The 12394-nt window shown below is 72.3% G+C and carries 12 protein-coding genes; 3 read left to right on the top strand and 9 right to left on the bottom strand.

What is annotated here, in order from left to right; translation table 11 throughout:
* Window positions 1-138 precede the first annotated feature (138 nt).
* The 3 genes from VIG79_RS10000 to VIG79_RS09990 form a co-directional block, all read right to left on the bottom strand.
* Window positions 139-627, bottom strand: a complete 489-nt coding sequence (locus VIG79_RS10000; protein ID WP_331885122.1) for an Rrf2 family transcriptional regulator — start codon at window positions 625-627, stop codon at window positions 139-141.
* A gap of 74 nt (window positions 628-701) precedes the next feature.
* A complete protein-coding gene (locus VIG79_RS09995; protein WP_331885120.1) occupies window positions 702-1853 on the bottom strand; it encodes a GNAT family N-acetyltransferase in 1152 nt (383 codons plus the stop codon).
* Window positions 1850-2926 (bottom strand): amidohydrolase family protein, encoded by a 1077-nt coding sequence (locus VIG79_RS09990; protein ID WP_331885118.1) that lies wholly within the window; start codon window positions 2924-2926, stop codon window positions 1850-1852. Before VIG79_RS09990 ends, VIG79_RS09995 begins: the two co-directional genes overlap by 4 nt.
* 51 nt (window positions 2927-2977) lie before the next feature.
* Here VIG79_RS09990 and VIG79_RS09985 point away from each other — a divergent pair, with 51 nt between their 5' ends.
* A complete protein-coding gene (locus VIG79_RS09985) occupies window positions 2978-3433 on the top strand; it encodes a CrcB family protein (RefSeq protein WP_331885116.1) in 456 nt (151 codons plus the stop codon).
* On the top strand, window positions 3430-3795 hold the full coding sequence (crcB, locus tag VIG79_RS09980) for a fluoride efflux transporter CrcB (protein WP_331885114.1): 366 nt from the start codon (window positions 3430-3432) through the stop codon (window positions 3793-3795). Before VIG79_RS09985 ends, crcB begins: the two co-directional genes overlap by 4 nt.
* Here the strand turns inward: crcB and VIG79_RS09975 are convergent.
* From VIG79_RS09975 to VIG79_RS09955, 6 genes are all read right to left on the bottom strand, one after another.
* The gene (locus VIG79_RS09975; RefSeq protein WP_331885112.1) at window positions 3722-4669 is read right to left on the bottom strand and encodes a hypothetical protein; all 948 of its coding nucleotides are present in this window, start codon (window positions 4667-4669) and stop codon (window positions 3722-3724) included. The two genes, crcB and VIG79_RS09975, sit on opposite strands and share 74 nt — an antisense overlap.
* A complete protein-coding gene (locus VIG79_RS19800) occupies window positions 4593-5039 on the bottom strand; it encodes a type IV toxin-antitoxin system AbiEi family antitoxin domain-containing protein (protein ID WP_414672613.1) in 447 nt (148 codons plus the stop codon). The genes VIG79_RS09975 and VIG79_RS19800 overlap by 77 nt, the downstream gene beginning before the upstream one ends.
* Window positions 5040-5363: 324 nt before the next feature.
* On the bottom strand, window positions 5364-6995 hold the full coding sequence (gene ffh, locus VIG79_RS09970) for a signal recognition particle protein (RefSeq protein WP_331885110.1): 1632 nt from the start codon (window positions 6993-6995) through the stop codon (window positions 5364-5366).
* A gap of 60 nt (window positions 6996-7055) precedes the next feature.
* Window positions 7056-9425, bottom strand: coding sequence for a [protein-PII] uridylyltransferase (locus VIG79_RS09965; RefSeq protein ID WP_331885108.1), 2370 nt, complete (start codon window positions 9423-9425; stop codon window positions 7056-7058).
* 106 nt (window positions 9426-9531) lie between these two features.
* A complete protein-coding gene (locus VIG79_RS09960) occupies window positions 9532-9870 on the bottom strand; it encodes a P-II family nitrogen regulator (RefSeq protein ID WP_331885106.1) in 339 nt (112 codons plus the stop codon).
* On the bottom strand, window positions 9867-11333 hold the full coding sequence (locus VIG79_RS09955) for an ammonium transporter (protein ID WP_331885104.1): 1467 nt from the start codon (window positions 11331-11333) through the stop codon (window positions 9867-9869). Before VIG79_RS09955 ends, VIG79_RS09960 begins: the two co-directional genes overlap by 4 nt.
* 158 nt (window positions 11334-11491) lie before the next feature.
* Between VIG79_RS09955 and VIG79_RS09950 the strand changes: the two genes are divergently transcribed.
* A complete protein-coding gene (locus VIG79_RS09950; protein WP_331885102.1) occupies window positions 11492-12388 on the top strand; it encodes an oxygenase MpaB family protein in 897 nt (298 codons plus the stop codon).
* Window positions 12389-12394 lie beyond the last annotated feature (6 nt).

Raw genomic sequence — 12394 nt, 5'->3', positions numbered from 1 at the left:
GCGGCGAGACCGCACAGGATCGCGCGGGGAGCCGACGCTCGAGGGGTAGGCGTCCCAGGCGCGGCTTGTCGCCAGACAGGCCCACCCGGACGGGTACAGCCGACCATTCTGCCAGAACCGCGGGCCGGCCCCGACCACTCAGCGGCTGCGCCAGGCGTCCGGGGCGGCGGCGAGCTCGACGACGTGCTCGGGGAGCCTCCCGTCGAGGACGTCGGCGAGCGAGCACTCGTCGAGGACCCGCCGCAGGCTGGCGCGCACCGCGACCCACACCACGGGGAGGTGCTCCGCCGCCCCCGTGTACGCGGTCTCGTGCGGCCGCAGCCCGCGTACCTCCGCGAGCGGCCCGTCGACGGTCCGGAACACGTCGCCGAGGAAGATCCGGTCGGCCGACCGGGCCAGGGCGTACCCACCACCCGGGCCGCGGCGGCTGGTCACGAGCCCGCCGCGGCGAAGGTCGGCGAGGATCGCCTCGAGGAACTTACGCGGCAGCCCCTGCTCGCGGACCAGGACGTCCACGGAGACGGCAGCGGTATGCGGGGTGTCGGTCGACAGCTCGCGCTCCCGCTGCGCAGCGGCCAGGGTCAGCAGGGCGCGGACCGCGTAGTCCGTCCGTGCCGAGATGTCCACAGGGTCATTCTGACCGCTGGCGTGACCCGCGCCGCCCGCGTCGGGTCGGGTGGACGGTCAGGTGGGCCAACGCCTCAGGCGAAGGCCGCCCGGACCGCCAGTGCGAGCCGCCCTACGTCCTGGTCGCGGAGGGACCGGGTCGTGTCGACGGTGAACAGCGGTCCCATCTGCTGAGGCCGCGCGGAGCGAGCCAGCTCGGCCCACATCGCCTCGAGTCCTACCTGCTCGCCGTGCACCGCGTGCCGCTCCCCGCGCTCGGCCCGCGCCTCGAACCGTTCACGTGCGAGTGACAGCGGCACCTCGCACCACACCTCAGGAACCCGTTCCGCTTCCATGCCGGCTCGGGCCAGACCGCGGCGCACGTACTGACCGTCGTCGGGATAGAACCAGCTGTCGACCACGCCCCCGACCGCGCTCTCGCCCAGCTGATTCCACAGCGACTCCGTGGCTGCGGCCCCCAGCCGGGACCGCCCCGCACCGTGCTGCTTCACGAACTCCGGTGGGAGGAGGTCGGCCATCGCCTCCTTGACGGTGTCCTTGGCGAAGAGCGGCACCCCGAGCTCCGCTGCCAGCCGGCGCGCCAACGTCGTCTTCCCCGAACCCGGAATGCCGTTGACCAGCACCACGGTTCGGGGTGCCGCGGACGGCGGCCACCGGTCTGCGGGCCACTCGGCGCGCGTCACCGCATACCGGTCGTGGTCCCGCCACTCGTCCGAGCCGCGGCTGGTGGGCATGAGCAGGTAGGACGGCGAGAACCCCTCTCGCCGGAACCCAATCCCCCGCAGCACACCGGCGGAGCGCACGTTGGCCGGCTGGACGTTGGCCTCGAGCCGGTGCAGGCCCATCCCACGCGGCTCCTGGGTGAACGCGACGTCGACGACCAGGCGCAGCCCTTCGGCGAACAGCCCGCGACCGGCATACGGGTCGAAGGCGTCGTAACCGAGCGTCCCACTGAGTGCCCGGCCGCGAACGACGTTGGTGACGTTGACCTTTCCGACCAGGTCGTGATCGCCCTCCGAATGCCGGGCGTGGATGAGCAGGGTGCGGTGGTAGCCGGAGGCCACGCGGAGCAGGGACGGCAGTCCGTAGGGGTCCACCGGGTTCCACTCCCGGAGCCGGCGGGACGACTGCAGCGTGGCGCGGATGTAGGGGTCGACGTCCGCCTCGGTCGCGCTGGCCACCCACACGCGCTCCCCGTCGGCGCGCAGCGGCCGCGGTTCGGTCACACCGTCTGCCCTCGCAGGACGACGGCCAGCGGCGCGGCGAGAACTCGGATGTCGGCTCGCGGATCGGTTTCGTACACCACGAGATCCGCCGAGGCGCCCTCCTCGATTCCGGGCCGACCGAGCCACTCGCGCGCCGCCCACGTCCCGGCGGACAGGGCTTCGACGGTCGACAGCCCGGCGGCCACGAGATCGGCGGCCTCGTCGGCGACCAGCCCGTGCGGGAGGCTGCTGCCCGCGTCGGTGCCGAGGTAGATGGGCACGCCCGCGTCGTGGGCCGCGGCCACCGTGGCGTGGCGCCGGCGGTGGAGGTCCATCATGTGTGCGAAGTACGCCGGGAACTTGTCCCTGCCCGGCGCGGCCATCTCCGGCAGCCTCGCGATGTTGATGAGGGTAGGGACGATGGCGATCCCCTGTGCCGCGAACTGCTCGATCGACTCCGGCTCGAGGCCGCAGGCGTGCTCGATGCAGTCGGTCCCGGCCGCGGCGAAGTCGTAGAGCGACTCCTCGCCGAAACAGTGCGCCGTCGTCCGGGCGCCCTCCTCGTGGGCCGCGGCCACGGCGGCGACGACGGTCTCGCGCGGGAACGACGGGGACAGGTCGCCGGTGTCGCGGTCGATCCAGTCGCCGACCAGCTTGACCCAGCCGTCGCCGCGCCGGGCCTCCTGGCGCACGTAGGCGACGACGTCGTCCGGCTCGACCTCGTGGGCGAACCCGCGCAGGTAGCGGCGGCTCCGGGCGATGTGCCTGCCGGCCCGGATGATGCGCGGCAGGTCGTCGCGCCCGTCGACCCAGTGCGTGTCCACCGGGGTGCCGGCGTCGCGGATGAGCAGCGTTCCGGCGTCGCGGTCGGCGAGCGCCTGCTCCTCGGAGGTCGCCTCGTCGACGGCTCCGTCCGGGCCGAGACCGACGTGACAGTGCGCGTCGACAAGACCGGGCAGCACCCATCCGGCCACGGTCTGTGCGGCGGCCGCTGGTCGGGTGAAGGTGACCCGGCCGTCGACGACCCAGACCTCGGGTCGGACGTCGTCGGGCCCGACGAGGACCGGCCCGGTGAGGTGGAGGACGTCGGCCATGGAGGCAACCTACGGGACCGGGTTCGGGCTGGCATACGCTCGCTGACCGCCATGGCTGACGCGCATCCCGAGCTGCCTCTCGACCCCGACCGGCCGTCGCCGCACCTGACGGTAGCGGGGGTGGGGATGGTCTTCGTCGGGGGCGTGCTCGGAACGGCGGCCCGCTACGGCGCCGGCGAGGCGGTCGGGCCGTGGGGGCCGTGGCCGGCGGTGACGTTTGGCGTCAACGTCGTCGGGGCGTTCCTTCTCGGGGTGCTGTTGGAGGCCCTGGCGCGTCGCGGGCCGGATGTCGGTGTGCGGCAACGACTTCGGCTGCTGGTGGGGACCGGGTTCCTCGGTGCGTTCACGACGTACAGCACGCTCGCGGTCGACACCGGTCTCCTGCTGCGGGACGAGTATGCGTCGGCGGCGGTCGGGTACGCCGTGGGCACCGTCGTGGTCGGCTTCATCGCCACGTGGCTCGGGATCTGGGCGGCGGCGGGGCGCCACAAGGGGGTGTCGCGGTGATCGTGCTCTGGGTGGCGCTCGCCGGTGGCGTCGGCGCGGTGGCGCGGTTCGTGCTGGACGGGTCGGTTCGGTCCCGGGTGGCGTCCTTCCCGGTCGGGACGATGGTCGTCAACGTGACGGGGTCGTTTGTGCTGGGCGTCGTCACCGGGCTGACCCTGGCCCACGTGGTGCCCGAGGAGCTGCGGCTCGTGGTGGGAACCGGGTTCTGCGGCGGGTACACGACGTTCAGCACGGCCTCGTTCGAGACGGTCCGGCTGGTCGAGCAGCGGCGCGTGGGCGCGGCCCTGCTCAACGGCATCGGAACGCTCGTCGTGACGGTATGCGTGGCCGGCCTCGGCCTGTGGCTCGGCCTCCGCGTCTGACCGGTTCGACGGAGCGCAAGCCATACGCGGTGAGGCAGCCACGGGTCAGGTCACGGGTCAGGTCACGGGTCAGGTCACGGGTCAGGTCACGGCTCGGGTTCACGGGGCACATGTCACCGGTCATGTCGCGCGTCATGTCGCAGTACCCGTCGTGATCACGACACCTCGCGCGACATGACCCGCGATGTGATCCCCGCAGCACCCGGACCGTCGCCCAGCGTCCCCGTAGTGTCCCGGCCGTTCCCAGGCCCCCCTTGGCTCCCGGAGGCTCTCGCGCTGAGCAGCCGGCCGATCGAGACAACCCGTGGCGTGGCCACCACGTCGGCGCGGCGACCGGCCGCAGCGCCGTGGCGTAGGCCCGTTCGATGCGGTCGAGCACCCTGGCCGGATCTCGGGCGATGGCGCCGGGCGTGACACCGACGACGACGACCCCACAGGCCGACAGGTCCGAGTCGCGTTCGACCGTGGACTCCCAGTCGATGACCCCACTGTGGAACTCCCGGCTGTGCACCATCACCGCCATCGCGACATCGTCCAACCAGAGATCCGGCGTGGTCAGCCGGCCGCCGTCGGCGTCTCGAAGCTCCGGGTTGAGCCACGGCTCCGGCACCACCGATGACCTCGACAACAGCCGGGCGAGGTCCGCTTCGGGAAGGGACCACGCCCCGGCCGCCGCCTCCGCCAGCGCCCGACGAAGGACGACCCGACCGTTGGGTCGCCGGGCGTCGATCCAGTGGCTGAGGTCGTCGAGGCGGGCCAGCCGTCGCTGGACGACGTCGATGATCAACGCCCGCGCCTCATCGGGCGGCATCCCGGCCGCACGGTCGACGACCGCTCTCGGCAGGCACGAGTAGCGGAGTGCTCCGTTGGTCACGACTCGTTTGGCCACGACGTGCGTGCGCCGGATAGACAGCCACCCGACGTCCCTCGGGCGGGCCAGGGGCGGCCACCAGCACGTGCGCCTGAGCCCGCGGCGTCGGCGCCAGCACCCGGTGCAACACCCCAGCACTGGGTCCGGAGAGCCAGGACCGTGGTCCGGCGTAGAGGAGAGCAGCGATGCCGCGCTGCAGGTCACTCGGCAATGCCCAGTCGCGGAGGACCACGCCGGGCAACACCAAGCGCCAGGAGCGACCGAGGCGCCACCGGACCTGCGCAGGGGAGATCCCGAGCTGGGTCAGCTGTCGTCTGGTGAGGACGCCCCGCTGACGCCGGGCGAGGTCAAGAACGGGTGGTGGCAGGTCCATCACTGCAGCATCGCCAGGCCGGATTAACGACCGCGAGTGCGACCGGTGACCCTGTGCACGACGTGACGTGGTGAGCAAGCCGTGTGGACAGCCGTCATGTCGCCCGTCATGTCGCCCGTCATGTCGCCCGTCATGTCGCCCGTCATGTCGCGGATCTGGTCGTGATCACAGTTTCCGGCGCGACATGACCTGCGACCTGACGGGACGATGAGGCGGTGTGCCCGCGACAGCTGACGCACCGCATTCCGCTCTCAGATCCATCGACGGGTGCGTCGACGGGGCACCGGGCGGCTTCCGCGGTCTGGCGCGAGGGGCGCCGTGATGTCAGCGGCCGCCCAGGAACTTCTCGAAGCCGGCCGGCAGGTTGGCGGGGTCCAGCGGGGAACCGCTGTCGCGGGCGCCCTCCGCACCGCCCGGGATCCCGAACGCCGAACCGGCCGCCGCCGAGCGCGCCGCCGCGGACTTCTCGGCCGCCTCGCGCTCCTCGGCGGCCCGCCTGGCCGGGTTGCCGCTCTTGGACTTGCGGCGCTGCGGAGGCGGAGCGCCCCGCCCGCCGCCCTTCCGGGCGCCACCCGGGATCCCCGGCATACCCGGGAGGCCGCCGCCACCACCGCGGGCCAGCGACTTCATCATCTTCTGGGCCTCACGGAACCGCTCCAGCAGCTGGTTCACCTCGGACACGGTCACGCCAGAGCCCCGGGCGATCCGGGCCCGGCGCGAGCCGTCGATCTGCTTGGGGTGGGTGCGCTCGAACGGGGTCATCGACCGGACCATCGCCTCGACGCGGTCGAACTCGCGCTCGTCGAGGGAGTCCAGCTGGTCCCGCATCCCCTGCATACCCGGCATCATCTTGAGCATCGCCTTGAGCGAGCCCATCTTCTTGATGGCCGACATCTGCTGCAGGAAGTCGTCGAAGGTGAAGTCCTCCTCGGCGAGGAACTTCCGCGCCATCTCGTCGGCCTGGCTGCGGTCGAACGCCTTCTCGGCCTGCTCGATGAGCGTCAGGACGTCGCCCATGTCGAGGATCCGCCCGGCCATCCGGTCGGGGTGGAACACCTCGAAGTCCTTCACCCCCTCGCCGATCGACGAGTACATGACCGGGCGGCCCGTCACGGACGCGACCGACAGGGCCGCGCCACCGCGGGCGTCGCCGTCGAGCTTGGACAGGACGACGCCGGTGAAGTCGACGCCCTCCTGGAACGCCAGCGCCGTCTCGACCGCCGCCTGCCCGATCATCGCGTCGATGACGAACAGGACCTCGTCCGGCTGGATGGCGGCACGGATGTCCGCCGCCTCGGCCATCAGCGCCTCGTCGACGGCCAACCGACCGGCGGTGTCGACGATCACCACGTCGTACTGACGGTTGCGCGCCTCCGCGATCCCAGCGCGCGCCACCGAGATGGGGTTACCGAACGACCGCGTGCCCTCACCGGACCCGAGCACGGCGTCGTGGCCGCCGACGTTGCCCTGCTCCGGGGCATACACGGGGACTCCGGCCCGCTCGCCGACGACGACCAGCTGCGTGACCGCGTTGGGTCGCTGGAGGTCCGCGGCGACGAGCAGCGGGGTATGCCCCTGGCCCTTCAGCCAGTAGCCCAGCTTCCCGGCCAGCGTCGTCTTGCCGGAGCCCTGGAGGCCGGCCAGCATGATCACGGTCGGCGGCGTCTTGGCGAACCGCAGCGTCCGCGTCTCACCGCCCAGGATCCCGACGAGCTCCTCGTTGACGATCTTGACGACCTGCTGGGCCGGGTTCAGCGCCTGGCTGACCTCCTCGCCCAGCGCCCGCTCGCGAACCGACGAGACGAACTGCTTGACGACCGGCAGCGCGACGTCGGCGTCGAGGAGGGCCATGCGGATGTCGCGCAGCGCCACGTTGACGTCGTGCTCGGAGAGCCGACCCTTGCCGCGCAGGCCCTTGAAGGTCGCGGTCAGCCGGTCGGACAGGGAGTTGAACACCAGGAAAGCCTAACCGCGCGAGTATGCGGGTGCCGCCACGTCGCCGACGCCTACAAACGCCTACTCGCCGTCGCAGGTGTCGATGATCATCGAGACCGCCTGGGCCACCCGGGCGGGCGGCAGCGGACGTCCGCCGAACTCGGTGACGTAGAAGGTGTCCAGCGCCTGGCCGGCGTACGTCGCGATGTGCGCGCTCCGGACGCTGAGTGAGGCTCGCGACAGGGTGATGCCGATGTCGTGGAGCAGCCCGGGCCGGTCGGTCGCCCGCACCTCGATGACCGTCGCCGAGTCGGACGCGTGCGAGATCACCATCGCGCGGGTCTGTCCGGGCGAACCGGAGGTCGCCCGCGACGAGTCCGACGCCGTGGCGCGGCGGCGGCGGGACAGCATGGCCAGTGGCTCGCGGTCCCCGCCGGCCAACCGGGTCAGCCCCCGGACCAGAGGGCCCTCCTCGGGCGCCCCGCCGCCCGGGGTCTCGACGTGCCACTCGTTCGCGGCGATGCCGTCGAGGGTCCGGACCACGGCGGACCGGACGATGTGGCCCTGGGCGGCGAGGAGCCCCGCCGTGTCGGCGAACAGGCCCAGCCGGTCGCGGTCGTAGACGTCGACGCGGTGCGCCCCGCCGAGGGGAGTGATGACCACCACCGGCTGACCGACGGCGATGCGCGACAGGACGTCGGGCGAGACCGGGTCGGCCTCGCGGAACGAGTCCGGCGCCGGCGCGCCCTCGGCGAGGGCGGCGCGCGCCGTGGTGACGAGCTTGTCGAGCAGCGACGCCCGCCAGTCGGTCCACGCTGCCGGCCCGGCCGCGCTGGCGTCGGCCTCGGTGAGGGCGCGCAGCAGGTCGAGGTTGTCCAGGCTGCCGCCCACGGCGCGCGACACCATCGCGATGGTCTGCGGGTCGTCACCGTCACGCCGGGTGGCCAGGTCGATGAGGGTGAGGTGCTCGCGGACCAGCTGGACGACCAGCGCACGGTCCTCGTCGCCCACCCCCAACCGCTGGAGCACGCGGTCGGCGATCGGTGCACCGGTCTCCGAGTGGTCGCGAGAGCCCGGCACCTTGCCGATGTCGTGCAGCAGCGCGGCCAGCAGCAGCAGGTCGGGACGGTTGACCTCGCGCAGCAACCCGCTGGCGCGGACCACGGTCTCGATGAGGTGGCGGTCGACGGTGTGGCGGTGGACGGCGTTGCGCTGCGGGCGGCTCCGGACCGCCGCCCACTCCGGGATCCACTTCTCTACCACCCCGGCGAGGTCGAGTCCCTCCCAGACCGAGACCAGTCCGGGCCCGGTCGCCAGCAGGTCGCCGAACACCGCGAGCGCCGCCGGCGGCCACGGCGTCGGAATCGGCGGGCAGTTCTTCGCGAGGTTCTGCAGGGTCGTCGGCGCGATGCTGACGTTGTTGCGGGCGGCGACCAGTGCGGCCCGCAGGATGAGCAGCGGGTTGCCGGCCGGCTCGACGCCCGGGCCGAGGACCGCCTCGCCGTCCGAGAGGAACAGGCCGTAGCCCAGCGGCGTCATCCGCGGGCGCCGCGGGCCGACGCGCAGGGTCCGGGCCCGTTGGGCCTGGGCCGCTCGGCGCAAGGTCCCGTCCAGCGAGTAGGCGATGAGCCGGGCCGAGGTCGACACGTCGGTCAGCAGCTGGTCGGCGTCGTGGTAGCCGAGCAGCGCGGCCGCGGCGTCGTGGTCCTCGCGCGCCAGCCGGTCGCGGCCGCGGCCGGTGACGACGTGGACGGCGTCGCGGACGTCGAGCAGCTTCTCGTACGCGGCGTCGACCGCTCCGTGGGGTCGGTCGGCCAGCCAGGCGGCGGCGAGGGCGCGCAGCACCGTCATGTCGCGCAGGCCACCGCGGGCCTCCTTGAGGTCCGGCTCGAGCAGGTGGGCCAGGTCGCCCTGACGGGAGTGCCGTTGAGCGATCTGCTCCTGCAGCTGCGGCAGCCGGGTGCGCGCGTTGCCGCGCCAGTCGTGGGCGACCGTGGACTTCGCCGCGTTGACGACGTCCTCCTCGCCCGCGACGAAGGTGATGTCGAGGAGGCCGACGGCGGCCGACAGGTCCGCCCCGGCCACCGTCCGGCACTGGTTGACGGTCCGGACGCTGTGGTCCAGCTTCACGCCCTGGTCCCAGATCGGGTACCAGAGCCGGTCGGCCAGGGCGGTGAGGTCGGCCGCGCCGAGGGCCCGGGTCTGGTGCAGCAGGACGAGGTCGAAGTCGCTGAGCGGACCCCCGTCACGGCGGGCCAGGCTGCCCACGGCGGCCAGGGCCACTCCGGGAAGCCGGCGCCCCGCGGAGGCCTCCTCCCAGAGCTCGGTGAGCCACTGCATACCGAACTGGGCGAGAGCGGCCCGTCTCGCGGGACCGGCACCGGGAGCCGAGAAGCTCCGGGTGCCGGCCAGGTCGAGGCGCCGCGAGGTGACGTCGGTCGGGCTGGTCACAGGATCGGGCCCTTCCACTCGTGCACGAGGCGGGTCGGATGGGATGCGCTACGGACCGGCCGAGGCGGGGGTCGCCGGTCGACCGGTCCGTAGCGTCATGAGGTGCTCAGAGCGCGTCGTGGCCGCGCTCACCGGTGCGGACCCGCACCACGTCGTCGACGGGGATCGACCAGATCTTCCCATCGCCGATGCGGCCGGTCTGCGCGGCCTTGAGGACGACGTCGATGACGCTCCCGGCGTCGAGGTCGTCGATGAGGACCTCGACACGGACCTTCGGGACGAAGTCCACGGTGTACTCCGCGCCGCGGTAGACCTCGCTGTGTCCCCGCTGCCGGCCGTAGCCGCTCGCCTCGCTGATGGTCATGCCCGAGATGCCGTAGGCCTCGAGGGCCTCCTTCACCTCGTCGAGCTGGTGCGGCTTGATGATCGCCGTGATGAGCTTCATGCCGAGGCTCCTTCCTTGGTGGCGGGCTCCGAGTCACCCGACTCCAGCGGGGCGGTGCGGGCCGCGATGACGCTGCGGGCGCTCCCCCCACCGAAGCTGGTGAGCTCGTAGGCCGACTCCGCGTGCTCGAGGAGGTCGATGCCCTCGACCTCGTCCTCGGGCTTGATCGTGAAGCCGATCGTGCGGTCGAGGGCGAAGCCGATGATCGAGGTGACGATGAACGAGTAGATCAGGACCGCTGCCGCACCCTCGGCCTGGGCGCCGAGCTGGCCGAACCCGCCGCCAAGGAACAGACCGTCGTTCTGGGTGAGACCGGCGGCCGCGGTGGGGCTGTTCGTGGCGTCCGCGAGGAAGCCGATGAGCAGCGTGCCGATGAGTCCGCCCACGAGGTGGACGCCGACGACGTCGAGGCTGTCGTCGAAGCCCAGCTTGAACTTCAGGCCCACGGCCAGTGCACAGCCCACCCCGGCGATGACACCGACGACCAGGGCGCCCGGGGCCGAGACCGTCGCACAGGCGGGGGTGATGGCGACCAGGCCCGCGACGACACCGGAGGCGGCGCCGAGGGACGTCGGGTGGCCGTCGCGGATCTTCTCCACGATGAGCCAGCCGAGCATGGCCGTGCAGGTGGCGCCGAGGGTGTTGACCCAGACGCCGGCCGCCTGGGGCCCGGCTCCGAGCGCCGACCCCGCGTTGAATCCGAACCAGCCGAACCAGAGGATGCCGGCGCCGATCATGACGAGGGTGAGGTTGTGGGGGCGCATGGGCTCCTTGCCCCAGCCCACGCGGTTACGGATGAGGATCGCCAGCGCGAGTCCCGCGACGCCGGCGTTGATGTGGATGGCGGTACCGCCGGCGAAGTCGTAGGCGCCGACGCCGCCGAGGAAGAGGCCCTCGGCCTTGTTGGCGATCCAGCCGCCGGTCTCGGCCGCGTACCCGCTGAAGGCGAACACCCAGTGGGCAATGGGGAAGTAGACGAGGGTCGCCCAGATAAGGGTGAAGGCCGTCCAGGCGCCGAACTTGACGCGGTCGGCGACCGCGCCGGAGACCAGGGCCACCGCGATGATCGCGAAGACGACCTGGAAGGCGACGAAGGCGGCGGCGGGGATTCCACCGCTGGCCGCGGCGCCGGTGTCGGCGTTCGCCGGGACGTACCCGACGATCTCCGAGAAGACCCCGGTCAGTCCGAACTTGTCGAAGGGGTTCCCCACGAGCCCCAGACCGGCGTCGGCGCCGAATGCCTCGCTGTACCCCCACAGGATCCATGCGGTGCCGACGGTCCCCATCGTGATGAACGACATCATCATCATGTTGAGGACGCTCTTGGTGCGGACCATGCCGCCGTAGAAGAAGGCCAGACCGGGCGTCATGAAGAGGACGAGGGCCGCGGCCGCGAGGACCCAGGCTGTGTTCCCGCTGTCGATGAACGGCCCGTCAGCCGTCACGATTGAAAGTGCGCTCATGGACCGAAACTGTGAGGGAACCGCGTTTCGCGGCGTCGCGACGACTGTTACGGACGTGTAAGCAATCCGCGCCACGTGTTATCGCTGTGTTTCGTGGGCGGCCGCGCTCCGCCTGACCCCGCCTCGCGGCTATGGCGGTCTCCGGGTGAGGATGAGGGGTGAGCATTCCCTCCACCCGCCGCTGGCTGGCGAACTCGTTGCGCGACAAGGTGGTCGGTGAGGGGGCCGAGGACAAGGCCCGCGCGATCTGGCTGGCCGAGGGTCCGCGGTCGTTCAGCGAGACCGACGCCGTCTGGCGGGTCCACGACGACGCCTCGATGTTCGTCGGCGGGATCCGCGCGCTGCTGCTGCAGTCGCTGCATCCGCTGGCCATGGCCGGGGTGGCCGGGCACTCGGGTTACCGGTCGGATCCGTGGGGCCGGCTGCAGCGGACCTCGGCATTCCTGGCGCGGACCACGTTCGGCACCGCTGAGGACGCCGAGGCAGCGGTCGAGATGGTGCGCGGCATCCACGAGCGGGTACGCGGGCGGGCGCCGGACGGACGCGGGTATGCGGCGTCGGACCCTCACCTGCTCGGCTGGGTCCACGCGGCCGAGGCGGACAGCTTCCTCGCCGCATACCGGCGGTTCGGCTCGTCCGTGCTGTCGGCGGCCGACGAGGACGAGTACGTCGCGCAGTCCGGGTCCATCGCGGCCCGCCTCGGCGTCGTCGACCCGCCGCGGACGGTCGCCGAGCTCGAGACGACGCTGGACGTCTACCGGCCGGAGCTGGCGGGTACGCCGGCAGCGCACGACGCGGCACGGTTCCTGCTCCTCCACCCGCCGCTCCGCTGGGTGGAACGACCCGGGTATGCGTGTCTGGCGGCCGGCGCGGTGGCGCTGCTGCCGGTGTGGGTCAAGGAGATGCTGCGGCTGCCCGTCCTGCCGGTCACCGAGCGGACGGTCACGCTGCCGGCCGGCGCGCTGGCCGTGAACACCGTGCGGTGGGCGCTGACCGACCCGCGCCACCCGCGCGAGGACCTGCGCAAGGAATGGCGCCGACTGAACCCGATCTAGGGTCTC

The organism is Lapillicoccus sp. (assembly GCF_036559105.1).
In the GTDB taxonomy this organism is placed as follows: Bacteria; Actinomycetota; Actinomycetes; order Actinomycetales; family Dermatophilaceae; genus Lapillicoccus.
The sequence above is the reverse complement of the archived record's forward strand: the minus strand, read 5'-3'. Positions and strand labels throughout refer to the sequence as shown.

Bases quoted from the DNA above. Each gene is read 5' to 3' on its own strand.
- VIG79_RS09990 (WP_331885118.1), bottom strand. From the start codon at position 2,926: ATGGCCGACGTCCTCCACCTCACCGGGCCGGTCCTCGTCGGGCCCGAC.
- VIG79_RS09985 (WP_331885116.1), top strand. From the start codon at position 2,978: ATGGCTGACGCGCATCCCGAGCTGCCTCTCGACCCCGACCGGCCGTCG.
- VIG79_RS19800 (WP_414672613.1), bottom strand. From the start codon at position 5,039: ATGGACCTGCCACCACCCGTTCTTGACCTCGCCCGGCGTCAGCGGGGC.
- VIG79_RS09960 (WP_331885106.1), bottom strand. From the start codon at position 9,870: ATGAAGCTCATCACGGCGATCATCAAGCCGCACCAGCTCGACGAGGTG.
- VIG79_RS09955 (WP_331885104.1), bottom strand. From the start codon at position 11,333: ATGAGCGCACTTTCAATCGTGACGGCTGACGGGCCGTTCATCGACAGC.